General features: G+C 71.5%; 21 protein-coding genes. 5 read left to right on the top strand and 16 right to left on the bottom strand.

Annotation, left to right across the window (positions count from 1 at the left end):
• Positions 1 to 102: 102 nt before the first annotated feature.
• Genes ACWEN6_RS04695 through ACWEN6_RS04675 form a run of 5 tightly spaced genes read right to left on the bottom strand, consistent with a single transcriptional unit; the run spans position 103 to position 6150 of the window.
• Complete coding sequence (locus ACWEN6_RS04695) at positions 103 to 1065, bottom strand: ABC transporter permease (RefSeq protein ID WP_452568964.1); 963 nt, start codon at positions 1063 to 1065, stop codon at positions 103 to 105.
• Between the two features lie 3 nt (positions 1066 to 1068).
• The gene (locus tag ACWEN6_RS04690) at positions 1069 to 2238 is read right to left on the bottom strand and encodes an ABC transporter permease (RefSeq protein WP_452568963.1); all 1170 of its coding nucleotides are present in this window, start codon (positions 2236 to 2238) and stop codon (positions 1069 to 1071) included.
• A complete protein-coding gene (locus ACWEN6_RS04685; RefSeq protein ID WP_354836992.1) occupies positions 2235 to 3236 on the bottom strand; it encodes an ABC transporter ATP-binding protein in 1002 nt (333 codons plus the stop codon). Before ACWEN6_RS04685 ends, ACWEN6_RS04690 begins: the two co-directional genes overlap by 4 nt.
• Positions 3233 to 4273 (bottom strand): ABC transporter ATP-binding protein, encoded by a 1041-nt coding sequence (locus ACWEN6_RS04680; protein ID WP_354836994.1) that lies wholly within the window; start codon positions 4271 to 4273, stop codon positions 3233 to 3235. The genes ACWEN6_RS04685 and ACWEN6_RS04680 overlap by 4 nt, the downstream gene beginning before the upstream one ends.
• A gap of 47 nt (positions 4274 to 4320) precedes the next feature.
• Complete coding sequence (locus ACWEN6_RS04675; protein ID WP_452568962.1) at positions 4321 to 6150, bottom strand: ABC transporter substrate-binding protein; 1830 nt, start codon at positions 6148 to 6150, stop codon at positions 4321 to 4323.
• A gap of 431 nt (positions 6151 to 6581) precedes the next feature.
• On the opposite strand from ACWEN6_RS04675, the gene ACWEN6_RS04670 reads away from it, so the two are divergent.
• The gene (locus ACWEN6_RS04670) at positions 6582 to 7835 is read left to right on the top strand and encodes a carboxylate-amine ligase (RefSeq protein WP_452568961.1); all 1254 of its coding nucleotides are present in this window, start codon (positions 6582 to 6584) and stop codon (positions 7833 to 7835) included.
• Here ACWEN6_RS04670 and ahcY (ACWEN6_RS04665) read toward each other — a convergent pair.
• Together ahcY (ACWEN6_RS04665) and ahcY (ACWEN6_RS04660) are read right to left on the bottom strand one after the other, a co-directional pair.
• Complete coding sequence (gene ahcY / locus ACWEN6_RS04665) at positions 7805 to 9073, bottom strand: adenosylhomocysteinase (protein ID WP_452568960.1); 1269 nt, start codon at positions 9071 to 9073, stop codon at positions 7805 to 7807. The two genes, ACWEN6_RS04670 and ahcY (ACWEN6_RS04665), sit on opposite strands and share 31 nt — an antisense overlap.
• A gap of 52 nt (positions 9074 to 9125) precedes the next feature.
• Positions 9126 to 10553, bottom strand: coding sequence for an adenosylhomocysteinase (ahcY, locus tag ACWEN6_RS04660; protein ID WP_354837002.1), 1428 nt, complete (start codon positions 10551 to 10553; stop codon positions 9126 to 9128).
• A 113-nt stretch (positions 10554 to 10666) separates the two neighbouring features.
• Between ahcY (ACWEN6_RS04660) and ACWEN6_RS04655 the strand changes: the two genes are divergently transcribed.
• Together ACWEN6_RS04655 and ACWEN6_RS04650 are read left to right on the top strand one after the other, a co-directional pair.
• A complete protein-coding gene (locus ACWEN6_RS04655) occupies positions 10667 to 11002 on the top strand; it encodes a MerR family DNA-binding transcriptional regulator (protein WP_354837004.1) in 336 nt (111 codons plus the stop codon).
• 354 nt (positions 11003 to 11356) lie between these two features.
• Entirely contained in the window at positions 11357 to 12007 is a 651-nt protein-coding gene (locus ACWEN6_RS04650; RefSeq protein WP_452568959.1) for a hypothetical protein, read from the top strand.
• Positions 12008 to 12123: 116 nt separating this feature from the next.
• On the opposite strand, the gene ACWEN6_RS04645 is transcribed toward ACWEN6_RS04650, so the two are convergent.
• From ACWEN6_RS04645 to ACWEN6_RS04630, 4 genes are all read right to left on the bottom strand, one after another.
• Positions 12124 to 12843, bottom strand: a complete 720-nt coding sequence (locus tag ACWEN6_RS04645; protein ID WP_452568958.1) for a response regulator — start codon at positions 12841 to 12843, stop codon at positions 12124 to 12126.
• Entirely contained in the window at positions 12840 to 14087 is a 1248-nt protein-coding gene (locus ACWEN6_RS04640; protein ID WP_452568957.1) for a sensor histidine kinase, read from the bottom strand. The genes ACWEN6_RS04645 and ACWEN6_RS04640 overlap by 4 nt, the downstream gene beginning before the upstream one ends.
• Positions 14088 to 14236: 149 nt before the next feature.
• Positions 14237 to 14449 carry a hypothetical protein gene (locus ACWEN6_RS04635; RefSeq protein ID WP_452568956.1) on the bottom strand — a complete coding sequence of 71 codons (213 nt, stop codon included), beginning with the start codon at positions 14447 to 14449 and terminating at the stop codon, positions 14237 to 14239.
• Positions 14450 to 14550: 101 nt separating this feature from the next.
• Positions 14551 to 15360, bottom strand: a complete 810-nt coding sequence (locus ACWEN6_RS04630; protein WP_452568955.1) for an alpha/beta hydrolase — start codon at positions 15358 to 15360, stop codon at positions 14551 to 14553.
• 96 nt (positions 15361 to 15456) lie between these two features.
• On the opposite strand from ACWEN6_RS04630, the gene ACWEN6_RS04625 reads away from it, so the two are divergent.
• Positions 15457 to 16056 (top strand): TetR/AcrR family transcriptional regulator, encoded by a 600-nt coding sequence (locus ACWEN6_RS04625; RefSeq protein ID WP_354837015.1) that lies wholly within the window; start codon positions 15457 to 15459, stop codon positions 16054 to 16056.
• 64 nt (positions 16057 to 16120) lie between these two features.
• On the opposite strand, the gene ACWEN6_RS04620 is transcribed toward ACWEN6_RS04625, so the two are convergent.
• The 5 genes from ACWEN6_RS04620 to ACWEN6_RS04600 form a co-directional block, all read right to left on the bottom strand.
• Entirely contained in the window at positions 16121 to 17104 is a 984-nt protein-coding gene (locus ACWEN6_RS04620) for a cation diffusion facilitator family transporter (protein ID WP_452568954.1), read from the bottom strand.
• Between the two features lie 67 nt (positions 17105 to 17171).
• Positions 17172 to 18293 (bottom strand): SIS domain-containing protein, encoded by a 1122-nt coding sequence (locus tag ACWEN6_RS04615; RefSeq protein ID WP_452568953.1) that lies wholly within the window; start codon positions 18291 to 18293, stop codon positions 17172 to 17174.
• Positions 18290 to 18463: a Trm112 family protein gene (locus ACWEN6_RS04610; RefSeq protein ID WP_452568952.1), complete on the bottom strand. Its 174-nt coding sequence runs from the start codon at positions 18461 to 18463 to the stop codon at positions 18290 to 18292. The genes ACWEN6_RS04615 and ACWEN6_RS04610 overlap by 4 nt, the downstream gene beginning before the upstream one ends.
• Positions 18460 to 19833 (bottom strand): phosphomannomutase/phosphoglucomutase, encoded by a 1374-nt coding sequence (locus tag ACWEN6_RS04605; protein ID WP_452568951.1) that lies wholly within the window; start codon positions 19831 to 19833, stop codon positions 18460 to 18462. Before ACWEN6_RS04605 ends, ACWEN6_RS04610 begins: the two co-directional genes overlap by 4 nt.
• A 181-nt stretch (positions 19834 to 20014) precedes the next feature.
• Positions 20015 to 20383, bottom strand: coding sequence for a DUF3499 domain-containing protein (locus ACWEN6_RS04600; protein ID WP_354837025.1), 369 nt, complete (start codon positions 20381 to 20383; stop codon positions 20015 to 20017).
• A gap of 290 nt (positions 20384 to 20673) precedes the next feature.
• Between ACWEN6_RS04600 and ACWEN6_RS04595 the strand changes: the two genes are divergently transcribed.
• Positions 20674 to 21069 (top strand): metallopeptidase family protein, encoded by a 396-nt coding sequence (locus ACWEN6_RS04595; protein ID WP_354837601.1) that lies wholly within the window; start codon positions 20674 to 20676, stop codon positions 21067 to 21069.
• Positions 21070 to 21076: the final 7 nt, after the last annotated feature.

Raw genomic sequence — 21076 nt, 5'->3', positions numbered from 1 at the left:
CAGGGACGTCCAGCGGGCCACTGGGGCATTGGCCCGCTACGTGGGAACGGGTGTGGCCGGCGCGCATGGGAGAGGACGCGCCGGCCACGCCCATGTTCGGGGTCAGGCGAGCCGGACGCGGGCGTCCAGGAGGGCGTAGGCGACGTCGACCAGGAGGTTGGCGACGACCACGGCCGCCGCCGTGATGAGCACCACCCCCATGATCACCGGCAGGTCGCTGCTCACGAACGCCTGCACGACCGCCTGGCCGACGCCGCCGAGCCCGAAGACCGACTCGGTGACGACCACTCCGCCGATGAGCGTGCCGACGTCCACGCCGAGCTGTGACACCACCGGCGTCAGCGCCGAGCGCAGGCCGTGCCGGACGACGACCCGCCGCTCGGGGACGCCCTTGGCGCGCGCCGTCCTGATGTAGTCCTCTCCGAGCACGTCGAGCATCGAGCCCCGCGTGAGCCGCAGGTAGGTCGCGGCCTGCACGGTGGCGAGCGTGACCCAGGGCAGGATCAGGTGCCGCGCCCACTCGGCCGGGTTCTGGGAGAAGTCCACGTAGGAGTCCGGCGGGAAGATCGGCAGACCCGCCTTGGTGAGCTGGAAGAACAGCAGGTAGAGCAGCAGCAGCCCGATGACGAACGTCGGCATCGAGACGCCGGCGAGCGCCAGGAACGTCATGGCGCGGTCGAGCAGCGAACGCGCCCGGGTGGCGCTGAGCACGCCCGCGCTGACGCCCACGGCGAACCACAGCACCGCGCCGCCGAGCACCAGGGAGAGGGTCGGCGGGAGGTCGGCGGCGACGAGCGTGCCGACCGACTCGCCGTTGAAGTAGGACTTGCCGAGGTCGCCGTGCAGGAGGCGGCCCATGTACTGGCCGTACTGCACGAGGACGGGCTGGTCGAGGCCGAGGTCGCGCCGGATGAGCTCGACCTGTTCGGGGGTGGCCTGGCGGCCGGCCAGCGTGCGTGCCGGGTCGCCGGGGGCCACGAAGAACATGAAGAACGTCCCGAGCGTGACCAGCCACAGGACGATCGCGCCGAGGATCACCCGGCGGATGAGGAAGCGGCGGAACATCGGTCAGCCTCCCGTGGAGTCGTCGTGCGCGCCGGGTTCTCGCCCGTCCGGACCGTCCCCGCCGAGCACTCGCCGGCCCGGATCATCCCCGCCGAGCACTCCCCGGCCCGGACCGTCCCCATCGGTGCCGGTCACGGGGCCGCCGGACGTGGCCGCGCGGGCTCCGGAGGCGGGGGCGGAGGCGGAGGCGGAGGCGGAGGCGGGGCGCCTGTCGCGGGCGCGCCGGCGCAGCAGGCCCCTGCGGCGGCTGAACAGGCGCTCGGTGCGCGGGTCGATGGCGTCGCGGACGCCGTCGCCGAGCAGGTTGAACGCCAGCGTGGCGACCAGCAGCGTGCCCGCGGGGAAGGTGAGGTACCACCAGGCCACCCGGTAGAACCCCTGAGCCTCGCTGAGCAGGTTGCCCCAGGACGGCGTGGGCGGGACGATGCCGAGCCCGAGGTAGGACAGCGTCGACTCGAACACGATGGCGGCGGGCACCAGCAGCGTGACCAGCACGATCACCGGGGCGAGCAGGTTCGGCAGGATGTCGACGACCATGACGCGCGCGTCGCTCGCGCCGAGCGACCTGGCCGCCTCGACGTACTCCCGTTCCTTGATCGAGAGTGTCTGCCCGCGCACGATCCGGGCGATCGCGGCCCAGGAGTAGAACGCGATCACCCCGACCGTGGCGGTCAGGGACGGACCGGCGATGGACACCACCGCGATGGCGAAGATCAGGTACGGGAAGGAGAGCACGACGTCCATCAGGCGCGACAGCAGCGTGTCCACGACGCCGCCGTAGAAGCCGGCGAGCAGCCCGACGGCGACGCCGAGCACGGCCGCGAGCCCGGTGGACAGCACGCCGACGACCAGCGACACCCGCGCGCCGTACAGCACGCGGATGAACAGGTCGCGGCCGAGCCGGTCGGTGCCGAACCAGAACGTGCCGTTCGGCGCCACCGGAAGCCCCTGGTCGGTGATGCCGATGTCGCGGAACTGGTCGTCGGGCCCGTGGCCGCTCCACTGGGCGATCAGCGGCGCCGCCGCGGCGAGCAGGAGCAGGAGCAGCACCACGACCGCCGAAGCCAGGGCGACCTTGTCGGTGCGGATGCGGGCCCAGGCCAGGGCCCACGGGCTGCGCCCGGCGATGGTCCTGCCGGGCACCACCCCGGGCCGTATCTCGGTGAGCGTCACCTCGTCCCCCTTTCTCCCGCCGGCGCTTCTCCGCCGATCGGGTAGTGGCAGGCCGTCAGGTGGGCGCCGCCCTCCAGCGGGGGCTGCCGTTCCGCGCAGAGGTCCCCGGCGCGCGGGCAGCGGGGATGGAAGCGGCAGCCGGACGGCGGGTCGATCGGTGAGGGCACGTCGCCGGTGAGGATGACCCGGCCGCGCCGGTCGGCGGCGTCGGGGTCGGCGACGGCCGTGGCCGACAGCAGCGCGTCGGCGTAGGGGTGGCGGGGGTGCTCGTACAGCTCGTCGGCCTCGGCCAGCTCCACGACCCGGCCGAGGTACATCACGGCGATGCGGTCGCTGACGTGCCGCACCACCGACAGGTCGTGGGCGATGAACAGGTACGTCAGGCCGAACTCGTCCTGCAGGTCCTTGAGCAGGTTGAGGATCTGCGCCTGGATCGACACGTCCAGCGCCGACACCGGCTCGTCGCAGATGATCAGCCGGGGGCGCAGGGCCAGGGCGCGGGCGACGCCGATGCGCTGGCGCTGCCCGCCGGAGAACTCGGCCGGGAAGCGGTTGTAGTGCTCGGGGTTGAGCCCGACCCGTTCCATCAGCTCGCCGACCGCGCGCCGCCGTTCCTTGGCGGTGCCGATGCCGTGGATGACCAGCGGGTCGGCGATGATCGAGCCGACACGCCTGCGCGGGTTGAGCGAGCCGTAGGGGTCCTGGAACATCACCTGGATGTCGCGGCGGAACGGCCGCATCGCGCCGCGCGGCAGGTTGGTGATGTCCTGGCCGTCGAAGACGACCTTGCCGGAGGTGACCGGGTACAGCCCGGCGATGCAGCGGGCCAGCGTGGACTTGCCGCAGCCGGTCTCGCCGACCAGGCCCAGCGTCTCGCCGGGCGCGAGGGTGAGGCTCACCCCGTCGACCGCGTGCACCTGCCCGACCCTGCGGCGCAGCACGGCGCCCTCGTGGATGGGGAAGTGCTTGACCAGGTCGTCGACTTCGAGGAGGTTCACGCCGCTCCCCCGTTCTCCGCGCGGGCGGCGCGCAGCCGCACGGCCTCCGCCTGTTCGCCGAGGCCGACCGCCTCGTGCGGCAGCCAGCAGGCCGAGGCGTGGTCGCCGTCGCCGGTCACGCGGGCCAGCGGCGGCGGCTCGGCGGAGCAGACCGGCATGGCGTAGCGGCAGCGCGGGTGGAACGCGCACCCGGGCGGCACGGCGATCATGCTCGGCGGCTGCCCGGGGATCGGCCGCAGCCGGCCCTTGCGCACCCCCGTGCTGCCGGGGATGGACTCCAGCAGGCCCTTGGTGTACGGGTGGTGCGGCCGGTAGTAGATCGTCCGCCGGTCGGCCCGCTCCACGGGAAGCCCGGCGTACATGACCATGACCTCGTCGGCGACGCCCGCCACCACGCCGAGGTCGTGGGTGATCAGCACCAGCGCGATGTCGAACTCCCGCTGCAGGCGCGTGATCAGGTCGAGGATCTGCGCCTGGACGGTGGCGTCGAGCGCGGTGGTGGGCTCGTCCGCGACCACCAGGCGCGGGTTGAGCGCGAGCGCCATCGCGATCATCGCGCGTTGCCGCATGCCGCCGGAGAACTGGTGCGGGTAGTCGTCCACCCGGCGGTCCGGGCGCGGGATGCCGACCAGCCCCAGCAGTTCGACCGCGCGCCGCCGGGCCTCGGCGCGGCCCACGCCGGCGTCGTGGACGCGGATCAGCTCGGCGATCTGCCAGCCGACCTTGTACAGCGGGTGCAGGCTGGTCAGCGGGTCCTGGAACACGACGCTGATCGCCGACCCGCGGATCCGGCGCAGCCGCTCCTCCCCCAGCGTGAGCAGGTCGACGCCCTCGAACAGGGCGCTGCCGGTGATGTCGGCCTCGGGCAGCAGGCCGAGGATGGCCTGCGTGCTCACCGTCTTGCCGCTCCCGGACTCCCCGACGATCGCCAGCGTCCGCCCCGGCTCGACGCTGAACGACAGCCCGCGGACGGCCCGCACGAGGCCGTCCGCGGTCGGGAAGCCGACCGTGAGGTCCTTGACTTCCAGAAGGCTCATCTACCGGTCCTTCGTCCGATTTCCCCGGCCACGACGTCGCGCCCGCATCACGGGCTCGGCGGGTCGAGCCAGAGGTTGGTGACGTCGTAGAGCTGGAAGGAGGGCAGGTAGAGGGCGTTCTTGACCCGCTTGGCGTGGTAGATCGGCGTGTTCTGGTTCTGGAAGGGCACGATCACCGCGTCCGCCATGACCTGCTGGTCCACCTGGTGCCACAGACCCGCCGACTTCGCCGCGTCGGGCTCGGCGAGCGCCTGCTTGATCAGGTCGTCCACCCGGGGGTTGCTGTAGCAGCCGTAGTTGGAGGTGCCGGGGGTGCAGTTGGTCTGGAACAGCGGCTGGGCGACCGCCCGCCCGTTGTTGCCGTACCAGTCGGGCACCCAGCCGGGGGCTGAGATGTCCCACTTGCTGCCCTTGGCGAGGGACACGTTCTGCAGGAAGGCGCCGTAGTAGTCGCCCTGCCGCACCGGCAGGCCCTTGACCGTGATGCCGCATTTCTGCAGGTCGGCGGAGTAGGACTGGAAGACGGCCGGGTGGTTGCCCGCGTTGCGGTAAGCCCCGGTCAGGGTGAGCCCGTTCGGGTAGCCCGCCTCGGCGAGCATCTGCTTGCACTTGGCCGGGTCGCCCGCGTCGCCCGGCGTCGGGTAGGGGTTGTACTCCTGGTAGCCGATGTTGCCCGGCGGGATGGCGGTGTGCAGCGGCGTGTTGAGCTCCTTACCGCCGTAGATCTTGCCGATGGCCACCTTGCTGATCGCGTACTCGATGGCCTGGCGCACCTTGAGCTTGCCCATGGCGCCGCCGGCGTTCTTGCTCTGCTGGTTGAACACCAGGTAGGGGTTGGTGATGGCCCCTGGGAAGACCTTGTAGTTCGCGTCGCCGGAGGAGGCCAGGCGGGGCAGCTGCGCCGTCGGCACCGGCAGGTCCCACGACAGGTCGGCGGTGCCGGCCTCCAGTTGCTGCTGCACGCTGTCGGGCTCGGTGACCCCCTCCTTGACCTCGATCGCGTCGACGTACTGGTGGCGGATCGGGTCGGCCTCCTGCTTCCAGGCCGGGTTGCGCTCCAGCCTGATCTCCTTCGTCGCCACGTACTTGACGATCTTGTAGGGCCCGTCGGAGACGACGTGCTGGCGGAAGTCCGCGTCGTCGGGCAGGTACTGGTCGTACTCCTGCGGCGCCGCCGAGGCGAAGTTGAGCGACAGGATGTTCAGGAAGTCGCTGGCCGGCTGGACGAGCGTGAACACCAGCGTCTTGTCGTCCTTGGCCTGGACGCCGGCGATGTCATGGGAGTTCTGGAAGTCGGCCAGCGCCTTCGGCGTGGGCTTGTCCTTCTCGAACGCCTTGGCGTAGGCGGCGCAGTACTCCGCCATGCCCTTGATCGTGCTGGTGTAGTACCCGGGCGCTCCCGAGCCGGCCACCGGGTTGCACAACCGCTTGAAGCCGCGCTGGTAGTCCTGGGCGGTGACGGCGCGTGGCGGCGCGGTGTCCCACTGGACGCCGTCGCGCAGCTTGACGGTGTAGGTGAGCAGGTCCTTGCTGAGCCCGCCGTTCGCCGTGGTGGGGATCTCGGCGGCGACGTCGGGGACGACCTCCAGCGCCTTCTTCAGGTCGGCCTGCGCGGCCAGCGAGAACAGCTGGCGGGCGTAGGCGCGCAGGAGCCCGTTGGTCACGGTGTAGTAGGTGCTGGTCGGGTCGAGGTGGTCGACGTCGCCGCCGCCGACCAGCCGCAGCGTCCCGCCCTGGACGGGCTTGCCGGCCGGCTGCTGGGCGGCGGCGGACTTTCCGGCGCCGGCGCCGCCGGTGCCGCTGTCGGTCGCGCAGGCGGAGGCGAGCAGCGTCGCCGCCGCCGCGACCGCGATGGTGAGATGGCGCGATCTGGCCATCTGCCCTCCTGGGTGCCGAGATGGGGATCCTGGTGGCCGGTCGCAGGGCGGGCGCGCGGTAGGCTGGCGCCCTGCCTTGCGGCTGGGATGGGTGCTCGGGGACGAGGCGCTTGGTGCAGATCGAGGGCCGCTCTGATTGAAGGAACCCACTTTCCGGGCCGGCTGTCGAGGCCGGTTACGCAACCGATGGCGATGCGCGATCCATAAGTGATGCCGGTTCGGTCGTGAAATATCAGCGAATTGCGACACAATCGCCGAACAACCCGCTCATAGCCCTCTGAGCTGCGCGAACGGCGCGGTAGCGGGCGCATTCAAAGGTGCTCCCAGGGATGGGTAGCACGAGGTAAACCCGGTTTCCGCACTATTGGTACGGGCATCGGTACATTTGAACGTCTGCTTCCTCCGGGGATGCACCCGAATGAGGTGGAGCAGTGAAACCAACGCCGTCCACGACCTCGCGCCGGAACATCCCGCCCCCCTTGCTGACCATGGGCATGGAGGAGGAGTTCCTGCTGATCGACCCGCGCAGCGGGCGCCTGCGGCCCGCCGCGGGACAGGTGCTGCGCCGCCTCGGCGGGGTGGCCGCCTGCCGGGTCGTGCCGGAGCTGACCAGGTGCCAGGTCGAGACCAACAGCGCCGTCCATACCGACCTGCGGGCGCTCGCCGCCGACCTGCTGCGGCTGCGCGCCCTCGTCTCCGCCGCCGCGTCGGACGCGGGAGCCGCGCTCTCGGCGTGCGGGACGTGCCTGGTCGGCTGCGGCGGCATGCCCCCGCTCAGCGCCGTACCGCGCTACTGGCGCATGTACGAGCAGTACCGCGCCCTGCTGTACGGCCAGGGGGTGTGCGGGTGCCACGTCCACGTCGGCGTCGCCGACCGCGAGGAGGCCGTGGGGGTCAGCAACCACGTGCGGCCCTGGCTGCCGCTCCTGCAGGCGCTGACCGCCAACTCCCCCATCACCGACGGCGAGGACACCGGCTACGCGAGCTGGCGGGCGATGTTGTGGGCGCGCTGGCCGAGCGCCGGTCCCCCGCCGTACTTCCTGTCGGCCGGCCACTATGACGGCCTGCTGCGGGGCCTGCGGGCCAGCGGGGCGATCCTCGACCGGGGCATGGTGTACTGGCTGATCAGGCTCTCCCACCACCTGCCGACCCTGGAGTTCCGGTCGGCCGACACCTGCGCCACGGTGGAGGAGGCCGTCCTGCTGGCCGCGCTGGTCCGGGCCCTGGCCGCGACCGCCCTCGTCGAGGTGCGCCGGGGCGTCCCGGGCCCGCCGGTCGACCACACGCTGCTGTGCGCCGCGTACTGGCGTTCGGCCCGCGACGGCATGGAGGGCGCGGTCTACGACCCGATCACCGGCCGGGTCGTCCCGGCGTGGACGCTCGCCGAACGGCTGGTGGAGACCGTGCGCCCGGCCCTGTCGGCGGCCGGCGACCTCGCGCCGGTCACGGCCGCGCTGCGCCGCATGCGGCGCGGCGGCTCGGGCGCGGAGCGCCAGCGGGCCGCCCACCGCCGCCGCGGCCAGGTCGGCGACGTCGCCGAGCTGCTCGTCCGGCAGACCACGCAGGTGCCGGAGCTGTTCGGCGGGCCGCCCTCACCGGCCCGGGCCGGTGAGGGCGGGACGCGCGCCGGCGTCGGCGGCTCTCTCGTCCCTCTTCAGGAACCGACCCGCCAGGAGCTGAGGTAGTCGGCCTGGACGGCGGTGAGCGCGTCGATCTCGATGCCGGCCGCGCCGAGCTTGAGCCGCGCCACCTCGGTGTCGATCTCCGCCGGCACGTCGTACACTCCCGGGGCGAGCCGGGAGCGTTCTCCGGCCAGCCAGGCGACGGCGAGCGCCTGGGCGGAGAACGACATGTCCATGACGGCCGCGGGATGCCCCTCGGCGGCCGTCAGGTTGACCAGACGGCCCTCGGCGAGCAGCAGCAGGCGCCTGCCGTCGGAAAGGACGTACTCGTCGGTGTAGGGCCGTACGCCGAAGTTCACGTCCTGCGCCATGCCCTCCAGGGCCCGCACGTCGATCTCGACGTCGAAGTGGCCGGCGTTGGCCAGGATGGCGCCGTCTCGCATCTCGGCCAGGTGCTCGCCCCGGATGACGTCGCGGTTGCCGGTGACGGTGATGAACAGGTCGCCCGCCCTGGCCGCGTCGGCCATCGGCAGCACCTCATACCCCTGCAGGGCCGCGTCCAGAGCCTTGACCGGGTCGATCTCGGTGACGATGACCCGCGCCCCCTGGCCCCTGGCCCGCTCGGCGACGCCGCGCCCGCAGTAGCCGAACCCTGCGACGACGACCGTGCGCCCCGCGAGCAGGACGTTGGTGGCCCGCATGATGCCGTCGAGCGTGGACTGGCCGGTGCCGTAGCGGTTGTCGAACATCCGCTTGGTGCGGGTGTCGTTGACGGCGACCATCGGGAAGCGCAGCGCCTGCTCGGCCGCCATCTGCCGCAGCCGGATGATGCCGGTCGTGGTCTCCTCGCAGCCGCCCGAGACGCCTTCCAGCAGCTCGACGCGCTCGGTGTGCAGGATGTTGACCAGGTCGCAGCCGTCGTCCAGCACCAGGTCGGGGCCGATGTCCAGCGCCTCGTGGATGTGCCGGTAGTAGGTCTCGCGGTCCACCCCGGCGCGGGCGTGCACCTCCACCCCGTAGGAGGCCAGCGCCGCCGCGACGTCGTTCTGCGTGGACAGCGGGTTGGAGGCCGCCAGCGCGATCTCGGCCCCGCCCGCCTTGAGCGCGCCGACGAGCACCGCCGTCTCGGCGGTCACGTGCAGGCACGCGGCGATCTTCAGCCCCTCCAGAGGGCGGGTCTGGCTGAAGCGCGCCCCGATGGCGCGCAGCACGGGCATGGAGCGCAGCGCCCAGTCGATGCGCCGCTCTCCCGCCTCGGCGAGCGGCGCGTCCGCGACGTCCACGGTCCCCCCTGTGCTCATGCGGCGAAGGGTCCCCGCGCGGACCGCGCGGGGACCCTGCCATGATCGTCGATCAGTAGCGGTAGTGGTCCGGCTTGTACGGGCCCTCGATGTCCACGCCGATGTACTCGGCCTGGGCCTTGCTCAGCGTGGTGAGCTTGACGCCGAGCGCGTCGAGGTGGAGCCGCGCGACCTTCTCGTCCAGGTGCTTGGGCAGGACGTAGACGCCGATCGGGTACTGCTCGGTCTTGGTGAACAGCTCGATCTGCGCGATCACCTGGTTGGTGAAGGAGTTGGACATCACGAAGCTCGGGTGGCCTGTGGCGCAGCCGAGGTTCATCAGGCGGCCCTCGGCCAGCACGATGATCTGGTGCCCGTCGGGGAAGGTCCAGGTGTGGACCTGCGGCTTGACCTCGGTCTTCACGATGCCGGGGGTCTTCGCCAGGCCGGCCATGTCGATCTCGTTGTCGAAGTGGCCGATGTTGGAGACGATCGCGTTGTGCTTCATCCGGCCCATGTGGTCGGCCGTGATGATGTCGAAGTTGCCGGTGGTGGTCACGAAGATGTCGGCGATGCCGACGACGTCCTCCAGCGTGGTGACCTGGAAGCCGTCCATCGCGGCCTGCAGGGCGCAGATGGGGTCGATCTCGGTGACGATGACCCGGGCGCCCTGGCCGCGCAGCGCGTCGGCGCAGCCCTTGCCCACGTCGCCGTAGCCGCAGACCACGGCGACCTTGCCGCCGATGAGGACGTCGGTGGCGCGGTTGAGGCCGTCGATGACGCTGTGGCGGCAGCCGTACTTGTTGTCGAACTTGCTCTTGGTGACCGAGTCGTTGACGTTGATCGCCGGGAAGAGCAGCGTGCCGGCCTTGAACATCTCGTACAGGCGGTGGACGCCGGTGGTGGTCTCCTCGGTGACGCCCTTGATGCCCGCGGCGACCGTGGTCCACCGGCCCTCGTCGGTCACCGTGCGGCGCAGGAGGTCGAGGATGATCTTCCACTCCTCGGGGTCCTCCTCGGCGGGCGAGGGGACGGCGCCGGCCTTCTCGTACTCGGCGCCCTTGTGCACCAGCAGGGTGGCGTCGCCGCCGTCGTCCAGGATCATGTTCGGGCCGGTGCCGTCGGGCCAGCGCAGCGCCTGGTCGGTGCACCACCAGTACTCCTCCAGCGTCTCGCCCTTCCAGGCGAACACCGGCACGCCCTTGGGGGCGTCGGTGGTGCCCTCAGGGCCGACGACGACCGCGGCGGCGGCGTGGTCCTGGGTGGAGAAGATGTTGCAGCTCACCCAGCGCACGTCGGCGCCGAGCGCGACCAGCGTCTCGATCAGCACGGCGGTCTGGATGGTCATGTGGAGGGAGCCCATGATCTTGGCTCCGGCCAGCGGGCGAGTCTCGGCGTACTCGCGGCGGACCGCCATCAGGCCCGGCATCTCATGCTCGGCGAGCTGGATCTCTCTGCGGCCGAAATCGGCCAGCGCAAGGTCGGCGACCTTGAAGTCCATGGTGTCTTCCCCTCAACCCGGTCATTGTGCGTCCCTGCGAGTTTAAGAGCCCTGCGGACCCCAACGCATCCCCAGATCTGCGAACCTGACACAATTATGTGAGAATTGGCCCCATGCGTATCACCGAGGCGGCGAAACGACTGGGAATGTCCCCGCGGATGCTCCGCTACCGCGAGGCGCTCGGCCTGCTGCCGCCGACCCGCGAGAAAGGCTCCCACCGCCGCTTCGGCCCCGAGGAGCTGGCGGCCGTCACCCAGGCGATGGACCTGGAGCGGCGCTTCGACGTCTCCCCCGCCGAACTGGCCTTCGGCCTGCGCGTGCTCAGCGAGCCCGCCGTCGCCCAGGCCGTACGCGACCTCGGCCTGCGCGTCGGCCGCATCCAGGCCCCCCGCAGGGCCCTCGACTTCGAAAAGGAGAAGGCCCTCCGCCTGCTACGCCACGGCCGCTGACCAGCTGGAGACCTCGTACTCACCCGGCATCTGCCCACGGTCGGACACGCGCGTCCGTCTGAGGTCGCACACCCGCTCGTGCCCGCCCGTCAAGATGCGACCCGAGCCGGACGCGCGCCCACCGCGTCGCCCCGCACCATGCTGGTGTGCCCCGACACACCGGTCCGGGCGTACCGACACGGACAAGACGGGCAGCAATCCATGAGCATTGATCTTCGCGGGCACTTCACGCGGTGGCGGCAGACCGGCGCGGATCGGCGGGCCGCCAACGCCGCTGCCAATCTGGACCGCCAACCCCCATTCCCCGGCCGGTGGGTGAGTGCCATCTCGCTGATCGCCGGTCCCATCCTGATCATGACCGGGACTCTGTTGCGTTCCCAGTTCTACTACTTCGTCCCTTATCAGCTCGTCGCCTACACCCAGCATCCCGCCCTCATCACCGCTGCCTACGCCTGCTTCGCCGGCGGGTTCGTGCTGCTGTGGCCGGCGGTCATGACGCTGGCACAGCGGATCGCCGTCACCGCCCCGCTGTGGGGACTGTGGGGCGGTTGCCTGGTGATCGTCGGCCTGTTCACCAGGACCTTCCAGTTCGGCACCGATCACCTGGCCTTCCACCTGACCGACAGCCTCGGCCTGCAGACCATGCTCAAGGGCATCGACGGCTACTACGTGGCATGGCGGGACACCGTCTGGCATCCGTTCAGGTCCATGTCCGGGCCGGCCTTCTTCGGCTGGGTCGTGCTGGCCATCGGCGCCTACCGCTCCGGCGCCCTGGGGCTGGGCCGTTCGATCGCACTCGGCCTGATGTCAGCGCTCGCGCTCGGGACGCTCAAAGGCACCGAACCGCAGTCCTTCATCGCCGTGGGCGGCCTCTGCGTCGCCTTCATCCCCCTGGGCATCTCGCTGCTGCGCGGCGGCCCCCCACCGACCAGGCGCGCCATGATCTGGGTCGTCGCCCTCATCGCCGTGCACGTCCTCATGTCGGCCTTCGGTCCGAGAGGATGACGATCCGGACCAGTGCTACGCCGGTGAGCCGGGAACCCACCTCACCCGCACCCGCACCCGCGCCCGCACCCGATGAACGTGCGGAGGCGTGCCCTCGTTCGGAGAAGGGCGGACCGTCACCGGCGGCCGTCCGGGTTGGTGATGAGCCCGCCTTCGTAGGCGGCGATGACGAGCTGGGCACGGTCCCTGGCCCCCAGTTTGGCCAGGAGGCGGCCGACGTGGGTCTTGACCGTGCCGATGGTGAGGCACAGGTGCTCGGCGATCTCGGCGTTGGACATGCCCCTGCCGATGAGGGTGAGCACCTCGCGCTCGCGCCGGGTGACCTCGTCGAGGCCCCGCACGACCTGGGCGGGATGAGAGCCCTGCAGGAACTCGGTGATGAGCCGGCGGGTGACGGTGGGCGCGAGCAGCGCCTCACCGGAGGCGACGACCCGGATGGCGGCCAGCAGTTCGGCTGCCGTGGCGCTTTTGAGCATGAAGCCGCTCGCACCCGCCCGCAGCGACGCGTACACGTATTCGTCCAGGTCGAACGTGGTGAGGATCAGTACGAGCACGCCGGAGCAGGCGGGGTCGGCGCAGATACGCCGGGTCGCCTCGATGCCGTCCATGTCCGGCATGCGCACGTCCATCAGGACGACGTCGGGCCGGTGCCGGCGGGCCAGGCGCACGGCTTCGGCGCCCGTGCCCGCCTCGCCTACGGCGGCCAGCCCCGGTGCGGCGTCGATGAGGACCTTGAGGCTGTCGCGGATCAGGATCTGGTCCTCGGCCAGCAGGACCCGGACGGGCGGGGACGAGTCGTGCGATGCGGCGCCGATGCTCGTGTGGTGGATGCTCATGCCGCGGTGCCGTCCGGGGCGTAGGGCAGTCGAGCCGACACGCGAAAGCCTCCTTCGGGCCGGGGCCCCGCATCGAACGTGCCTCCGTACATCTTGGTCCGCTCCCGCATGCCGATCAGGCCGTGTCCGCCGTGCTGGTCGTGCTGGCCGTGTCCGCCGTGTCCGCCGTGGCCGCCGTGGCCCGCCCGCGGCGGCCGGCCGTGGCGGGGGCCGTCGTCGACGACTTCGATCACGGCCTCGCGCCCGTCGACGTCCACGGTGACCGCGCAGCGGGCCGGCCCCACGTGGGTGACGACGTTGGTCAGAGCCTGCTGCACGATCCGGTACACCGACACCGCGACGGCGGCAGGCAAGGCGGCCTCCTCCCGGACGGTCAGCTCCACCTCGACTCCGGCCGAGCGGGCGTGGGCGGCCAGCCCGGGCAGGTCCGCCATGCCGGGGGCGGGCACAGGGTCTTGCTGGGGATCGCCGTCGGAGCGCAGCAGGCCGAGCACCCGGTGGATCTCGGTGAGCGTGCTGCGACTGGTCTCCTCGATGACGGCCAGCGCGGCGCGGACCTCCTGCGGGCGGGCGTCGGCGACGTGGTTGGCGACGGTGGCCTTGACGGCGATCAGGCTCATGCTGTGGCCGATGATGTCGTGCAGTTCCCTGGCGATGCGCCTGCGCTCGTCGGTCACCGCGGCGTCGGCGAGATGGCGGACGAGGCGGGCGGTCGTGTCCCGCTTCCAGCGCACGACCGTTCCGAGGGCCCACGCGACGGTCAGGAGCACACCGATCGTACCGATCTCGATCGGCCAGGCCGCCGGCATCTCGCTGGGCGTCGCCGCGAGCGCAAGACCGGGGAACACCTGCACGTAGTAGACCAGGATCGCGGTCACCGCGGCGGACAGGCAGACCGCCAGGCCCGCAACCGACCAGACGATCGAGACGGTGGCGGCCACCAGGTACAGCACGAGCGCGGTCGGCACGAAGGTCAGCCAGATCGCGCCCGCCGCGACGGCGCCGGCCATGGTCACCCCTGTGCCCGCAGCGCACGCGACGGCGAGCATGGCCCGCGGCCGGCGCCGCCGGACGGCGATCGGAAAGCTCAGGACCGCCGCCACCGGCCAGGCCGACCACGCGGACCACGGTGACGACGGCCCCGGCGGATCGACGATGGCGTATCGGATGAGCAGCGCGACGACGACCGCCACCACCGCGTCGGTGAGGTCCCTTCCACCGCGCCGCCATCCAGCCCATTCCATGATGGGACGGTATCGCCTCATCTGATCATGTGGCATCCGCCCACGGCTGGAAATCCGCATCCGTTCGACGGGGGCCGAGCGAGTCCTCGGGAGAACGCCGGCCGGGTGGGGTCGCATCCAGCGCGCGAAGGAGAGGACCTCGGCCCGGATCAGGCGTGGTCGGCCGGAGCGGGGGCGGCCGGCTCGGAGGCGGAGGGGTCGACCGGGGAGCGGGGGGCCTCGTCCTTGGACTTCTCGGCCGCGCCAGTTCGGTCGCGATCGCGAGGGTGTACGTGCGCGGAGTACTTCTCGCGGGAGGGCGTCAGAGCGTCGACGATGTCGAACTGCTGGTCGGCGAACTCATCGCCAATGCCGTGAAGCACTCCAACTCAGGGGGCCGATCGGCGGGCATGGTGAAGCTGCGCGTGTACGACAACGGTCGAAGGGTGCCAGGGCCGCTGACAGTGGGTCCGGCTGGGCAGGGTCACATGGCCATGGCGTCGGTCAGGGTGGCGGCGAACTCGGCGGGATAGGACCAGTAGCCGAGGTGGTCCCCGGGGAAATCGATCACCTGCTGGTTCCATCGGGCCGCGAGCACGACGGCCGGCTGATAGGGGAAGTGGGCACGGGAGTCGCGGCCCCCCGCGAGGACGATGCGAGCGTGCTGCGCGTCAAGCGCGGCGAAGTCCGGGCGGTGGCTGGGAGCGTTGGGGACTTCTTGGGTCAGAACGGTGTGCGCGATTCCGGCCATGCGGCTGAGCAGCTCGGGGTCGAGATCGGCCGGCCGGCGAGCCTCGCCCATCCCGATACCGGTCATGAACTGTCGCATCGCCACGTCCGCGCCCTGGCTCTGATGGGTGGCGACGACATCCTCGAAGAAGGCCCGCCACCGCGGGGCGTCCGGCAGCACCTCCAGAAGGGGCGGTTCGTGCGCCACGAGCCTAACGACCCGCTGGGGATACCGGCTGATGAGAGCGAGTCCGATGACGGCTCCCGCGCTGGTGCCGAAAACGCGGGCCGGCCCCCCGGCGACGCCGTCGATCAGATGGCGCGCGTCTTCGACGTGCGTCTCGATCCACCCTGCCGGCTCCTCGTGGGCGGGGCTGCGGGAAAAGCCCCTGCGGTCGTAACTGATGACCATGTAGCGGTCGGCGAGCCGATCGGCCATGGCATCGAAGAGGCCGGCGTCGCCGTTGCTCCCGGGGATCAGCAAGAGCGCGGGACCTGAGCCACGGACCTCATAGTGGATGCGGGCGCCGGCTAGATCCAGGACGCCGTTCTCGTGCGTGGCCATCATGCCTCCGGTTCGGGTGCGCCAGATAAGATGCGGACTGCATCTAACGTACGCCGTTCCCGGTAAGATGCGCAACGCATCTAAAAGGAGTGTGAGATGAGCCGACGACGAGGAGAACGGCTGGAGCGGGCCATCCTCGATGCCACCTGGGAGCTGCTGACTCAGATGGGATACGCCAAACTGACGATGGAGGCCGTGGCCGCCAGAGCGGGCACCAGCCGGCCGGTGATCCACCGCCGTTGGCCCACCCGAGCGCAACTCGCGCTCGCGGCCCTCGACCACGCGGCACCCGTGGACACCGAGCCACCGGACACCGGCGGGCTGCGGACCGACCTGCTCGCCATGATGGAGCATGTCGCCCGGCTACTCGGCTCTGTGCACGGCGAGGTCCTGGCCGGCATGGCCGTCGAGACCGCCCGTGACCCGGAGGCCGCCCGCGCCCTACGCGCCCGGCTGGCCTCCAGGGCTCAAGGAGGGCAGGTCGCGACCATCGTCCGGCGTGCGATCGAGCGGAACGAGATCCCCGCCGTCCGTCTGCCTTCGCGCGTGGTCAAACTTCCGTTCGACCTCATTCGCAACGAGGTCGTGCTGTACGGTCTGCCACCGGGCGAGGACGCGATCACGGAAATCGTCGACTCCATCGTCATCCCCGCGATACTTCACGCCCCGGCGTCCGAGCGGGTCCAAGCCGGTTAGCCGGCTTCACGTTCGCGCCAAGGCGTGCGAAAGCGCGCGGTGGGACGGCGGGACAGGTCGCCGGTCAGGCGTGGTCCGCCTTGGCGGGGGAGGCCGGCTCGGAGGCGGAGGGGTCCAGGGGGGAGCGGGGGGCCTCGTCCTTGCGGTAGAGGTCGGGCTCCAGGTAGATCATCTTGGCGATCGGCACGGCCTCCCGGACGCGCCGCTCGGCCTCGTCGATGCCCTTGGCCACGTCGGCCGCCGTGTCGTCGTGCTCCACGGCGATCTTCGCGGCGACCAGCAGCTCCTCGGGACCCATGTGCAGGGTGCGCAGGTGGATGACCCGGCTGACCTCAGGGGCGCTCTCGAGCGCGTCGCAGATGCGATCTTCGATCTCGGGGGCCGCGCTCTCGCCGATGAGCAGCGACTTGGTCTCGACGGCCAGGATGACCGCGATGACCGCGAGCAGCAGGCCGATCATGAGCGTGCCCACGCCGTCCCACACGCCGTTGCCGGTGACCACGGCCATGGTCACGCCGAACAGCGCGAAGAGCAGGCCGAGCAGCGCGCCGAGGTCCTCCAGGAGCACGACGGGAAGCTCGGGGGCCTTGGCGCGGCGGATGAAGGTGAACCACGACTGCTCGCCCTTGAGCGGCAGCGACTCCTTGATCGCGGTGCGGAAGGAGAACCCCTCGGCGGCGATCGCGAAGATCAGCACGCCGAACGCCCAGATCGGCGACTCGACGTCATGCGGGTGGGCGATCTTCTCGAAGCCCTCGTACAGCGAGAACACCGCGCCGATCGTGAACAGCACCACCGCGACCACGAAGGCGTAGAAGTAGCGCTCACGCCCATAGCCGAACGGGTGCTTGCGGTTCTCGCGCTTCAGGGACCGCCGGTTGCCGAGCAGCAGCAGCGCCTGATTGCCGGAGTCGGCGACCGAGTGCACCGACTCGGCGAGCATCGACGACGACCCTGTGAACAGGAACGCCACGAACTTCGATGCCGCGATCGCCAGGTTCGCCCCCAGCGCCGCGATGATCGCCTTGGTACCGCCGCCCGCGCTCACCCGCAGTCTCCACCCATCCCGTCGAAACCGTGCACCTACCCGCCCGGTGAAGCGGTCATCGCAGATCTTATGGGGTAACTCGGGCTTTAAGTTCCGCGACGGTCGCCACCTGGGCCGGATCGACACCGTACCCCAGGGCCAGGTAAACAGTCCCGTAGTCGACCAGCCCCACCAGCGAGGCCAGCCTTTCCAGGGGATGGACGCCCTCGGCGGTGATCTCGGTGACCGGAACGCCCCTCTGCTCGGCCATGCGCACCGCCAGGGCGCGCTTCTTGCTCACCTGCGGATGCTCCTCCAGATCGCGCAGCACGACCAGCCGCAGAGCCAGGGACGCGCCGTCGCCGAAGATGTCACGCTCGGCGAGCGGGCCCTCGACCACCGCCACCTGGTCGTGGACGGCGCCGGGGATCTCCCCGTAGATCGCGGGATACTTGGCGTTCTTGGCGAGCTGCGACACCAGCCGGTGCGCGACCGCGCCGGTCACCGGCGAGGTGCCCCACACCATGGGGATGGTGCCGGCGATCTCCATCGCCAGGGTCTTGCCCGGGTTGATGAACGACTCGCTGGACGGGCGGCAGCGGTGGGCGATGTCCTCAAGGCGCGCGGCGGCGGCCTCCACCACCTCCGGACCGGCCTCGACCAGCCCGAGCTCCGCCGCGACGGCGACCAGCGGCATGGTCAGCGCCCACAGGCTCGCCCTGTCGGGCGGGAAAGTGCCGGCCACCGGGGCGAGCGGCACGTGCAGCCCGGACGCCTGCTCGGCGATCGCCGCCAGCGGCGAGCGCGAGCGGCTCACCGTCAGCAGGCGGCAGCCGCGGCGGACGGCCTCCAGCGCGAGCGTCCGGGTCTCCTCGGTGGCGCCGGAGGACGACACCGCGATGACCAGGTCGGCGGCGCCCACCCAGCCCGGCAGCCGGTAGGAGCCGACGGTCACGATGGGGATCGGCACCCCGCCCCCGCACACGGCGGCGAGCATGTCGCCCGCCAGGGCGGAGGAGCCCATGCCCGCCACGACGATCGCCCGGGGCCGGTCGCCGCGCGACAGCCGCGAGACGCCGGCCTCCAGCGCCGTGCGGTGCGAGGTGCGCACCTGCGCGCCGGAGGAGGCGATCGCCGGAAGCATGCCCGACGGGTCACCCTCGGTGAGGAACGCCGCGTCGTCCAGCCGCTCGGGCTCGAAGGAGCTCACGCCTTGCGCGCCTCGTCCACCAGGAGCACGGGGATGTCGTCGCGAACGGGATAGACCAGCCCGCAGCTCTCGGAGCTGCACGCCAGCTCGTCGCTCTCGGCGACGGCGTTCAGCGGCGATTTGCACGCGGGGCAGGCCAGGATGTCCAGCAGCCAGTCATCGATCTTCACGGTGCACTCCTCACGACGGCGAGGACCTCGTCCCGGACCGCCGCCATCAGCTTCTCGTCGGCCGCTTCGGCGTTCAACCGGAGAAGCGGCTCTGTGTTGGACGGACGAAGATTGAACCACCAGTCGGGCCCCGACACGGTCAGCCCGTCGAGCTCGTCCACCGACGCGCCGTCGCGGCCGGCGAACGCCGCGCGCACCCGGGCCGTCGCGGCGGCCTGGTCGGGGACGGTGCTGTTGATCTCGCCGGAGGCGGCGTAGCGGGAGTAGCGCTCGAGGAGCTCCGACAGCGGGCGCCGCTGCTCGCCGAGCGCGGCCAGCACGTGCAGCGCGGCCAGCATGCCGGAGTCGGCGAACCAGAAGTCGCGGAAGTAGTAGTGCGCGGAGTGCTCGCCGCCGAAGACCGCGCCGGTGCGGGCCATCTCGGCCTTGATGTAGGAGTGGCCGACGCGGGTGCGCACCGGGATGCCGCCGTGCTCGGCGATGATCTCGGGCACGGCCCTGGAGGTGATCAGGTTGTGGATCACCGTGGCGCCCGGGTGCCTGGCGAGCTCGCGGACCGCGACCAGGGCGGTGATCGCCGAGGGCGGCACCGACTCGCCGCGCTCGTCGACGACCCAGCACCGGTCGGCGTCGCCGTCGAAGGCCAGGCCGAGGTCCGCGCCCTTGTCCAGGACGGCCTTCTGCAGGTCGCGCAGGTTGTCGGGCTCGATCGGGTTGGCCTCGTGGTTGGGGAAGGTGCCGTCGAGCTCGAAGTACAGCGGGGTCAGCTCGACCGGCAGGCCGTCGAGCACCGCCGGGACGGTGTGCCCGCCCATGCCGTTGCCGGCGTCCACGACGACCTTCAGCGGCCGGACGCCCGACAGGTCGACCAACCCGCGCAGGTGGGCGGCGTACCCGGCCAGCAGGTCGCGCGAGGTGAGCTTCCCGGCGGCCGGGACGGAGGCGGCGCCGGCGCCGCGCCCGGCGGCGAGGATCTCGGCGGCGCGGTCGCGCACGGCGGTCAGGCCGGTGTCGGCGCCCACCGGGACGGCGCCCGCCCGGCAGAGCTTCATGCCGTTGTAGCGGGCGGGGTTGTGGCTGGCGGTGAACATCGCGCCGGGCAGGCCGAGGCTGCCGCTTGCGTAGTACAGCAGATCGGTGGAGCCGAGGCCGGCGTCGACCACGTCGGCGCCCCGGCCGGTGACCCCGCGGGCGAAGGCGGCCGACAGCGGGAGGGAGGAGGGGCGCATGTCGCGGGCGACGACCACGGCGGCGGCGCCGACGACCTCGGCGAAGGCCGCGCCCACGGCCTCGGCGGCCGCCTCGTCGAGCTCATCCGGCACGACGCCGCGGATGTCGTACGCCTTGAAGATCTTGGCGAGGTCGCCCACTGCCGCTCCGCACCTAGTCATGTCTTTTCGGTCGAGCCTACTGCGTCCCATGGTGGTCTTCGACGAACCTGAGAGCCCCGGAGCGACCCCGCAGGACCCGGGTGACCCGTGAGTGACGGGCGCGACACCGGTCGCGGTCCTGGCGTCCTCGTGGCGGCGCGGGAGGCCGCAGGGGGGAGCCTCAGCGCTCGAGGTTCTGCTGCTGCGCCGAGCGCAGCACCCTCAGGTGGCCACGTCGGCCCACCTCGACCCCCTGCCCGACCGGCTCGCCCGAGGACGGCGTGGGGCGCGCGGCCTCGCGCACGGCGTTGGCCAGGGCCTCCAGGTCGTCGGTGGTCGGCTGACCGGCCTCCGACGGCAGCCGGACGACCTCCCACCCGCGGGGGGCGGTCAGCCGCTCCGCGTGGTCCGCGCACAGGTCGTAGCAGTGTGGTTCGACGTACGTCGCCAGCGGGCCGAGCACGGCGGTCGAGTCGGCGTAGACGTACGTGAGTGTGAAGACGGCAGGCTGCCTGCAGGCGGTACGGGAACAGCTGCGGACGGGGCTCACGGAGGGACCGTATCCGGTCCGCGTTCACATTGCCACCACCCGGCAGCTCTTAACGAGCGTGTCGCCACATTTCGGACACTTACCCGCCGTTTACGGGCGTCATATCGCCACCTGGCATGTCCTTGAGAAACGGCACGCTCCGGTGCCCGTCCGGGGATGCGCCACCCGGACGCACAGGGAGTCGGCACGGGATCCGGGAGGCACGATCTAGGCTTGGCTATGTGAGTCCGGACCCTGGCGGCACGCCCCGCCCCAACGGCCCGCGGCGGCGCGATCGGCACGGCCGCGGCATGCGAGGTCCGCTCGCCCCGTCGCACGTGCCCATCGCGCGCTCCCGGAGCGAGCGCTTCGACGATTTCGTGCTGGACGCCGTCGACCGGCTCAAGCCGAAATGGGGCGGCCAGCTCTCGGCGGTCGAGTTCGCGGTGGAGGACGTGCCCCCCGCCGACGAGCTCGTCGACGGGCCGGGCCGGCTGTCCTCCGACCCCATCCCCTTCGGCCGGGCCGAGCCCGCCGTCGCCGGGTCCCCGGCGGTCGTGGTGGTCTACCGCCGCCCGCTGGAGGCCCGCGCCCGCGACCGCGACACGCTGGGCGCGCTCGTGCACGACGTGGTCGTCGAGCAGGTGGCCAGCCTCCTCGGCCTGTCCCCCGAGACCGTCGACCCCGGCTACGACGACCGCCACTGAGCACCGC

The organism is Sphaerisporangium sp. NPDC004334, assembly GCF_053602655.1.
The sequence above is the reverse complement of the archived record's forward strand: the minus strand, read 5'-3'. Positions and strand labels throughout refer to the sequence as shown.

What these genes read in the sequence shown, in the direction of transcription:
- ACWEN6_RS04695 (WP_452568964.1), bottom strand. Translation starts at nt 1,065, where the DNA reads ATGTTCCGCCGCTTCCTCATCCGCCGGGTGATCCTCGGCGCGATCGTC.
- ACWEN6_RS04680 (WP_354836994.1), bottom strand. Translation starts at nt 4,273, where the DNA reads ATGAGCCTTCTGGAAGTCAAGGACCTCACGGTCGGCTTCCCGACCGCG.
- ACWEN6_RS04675 (WP_452568962.1), bottom strand. Translation starts at nt 6,150, where the DNA reads ATGGCCAGATCGCGCCATCTCACCATCGCGGTCGCGGCGGCGGCGACG.
- ahcY (WP_452568960.1), bottom strand. Translation starts at nt 9,073, where the DNA reads ATGAGCACAGGGGGGACCGTGGACGTCGCGGACGCGCCGCTCGCCGAG.
- ahcY (WP_354837002.1), bottom strand. Translation starts at nt 10,553, where the DNA reads ATGGACTTCAAGGTCGCCGACCTTGCGCTGGCCGATTTCGGCCGCAGA.
- ACWEN6_RS04655 (WP_354837004.1), top strand. Translation starts at nt 10,667, where the DNA reads ATGCGTATCACCGAGGCGGCGAAACGACTGGGAATGTCCCCGCGGATG.
- ACWEN6_RS04650 (WP_452568959.1), top strand. Translation starts at nt 11,357, where the DNA reads ATGACCGGGACTCTGTTGCGTTCCCAGTTCTACTACTTCGTCCCTTAT.
- ACWEN6_RS04645 (WP_452568958.1), bottom strand. Translation starts at nt 12,843, where the DNA reads ATGAGCATCCACCACACGAGCATCGGCGCCGCATCGCACGACTCGTCC.
- ACWEN6_RS04640 (WP_452568957.1), bottom strand. Translation starts at nt 14,087, where the DNA reads ATGGAATGGGCTGGATGGCGGCGCGGTGGAAGGGACCTCACCGACGCG.
- ACWEN6_RS04630 (WP_452568955.1), bottom strand. Translation starts at nt 15,360, where the DNA reads ATGGCCACGCACGAGAACGGCGTCCTGGATCTAGCCGGCGCCCGCATC.
- ACWEN6_RS04625 (WP_354837015.1), top strand. Translation starts at nt 15,457, where the DNA reads ATGAGCCGACGACGAGGAGAACGGCTGGAGCGGGCCATCCTCGATGCC.
- ACWEN6_RS04595 (WP_354837601.1), top strand. Translation starts at nt 20,674, where the DNA reads ATGCGAGGTCCGCTCGCCCCGTCGCACGTGCCCATCGCGCGCTCCCGG.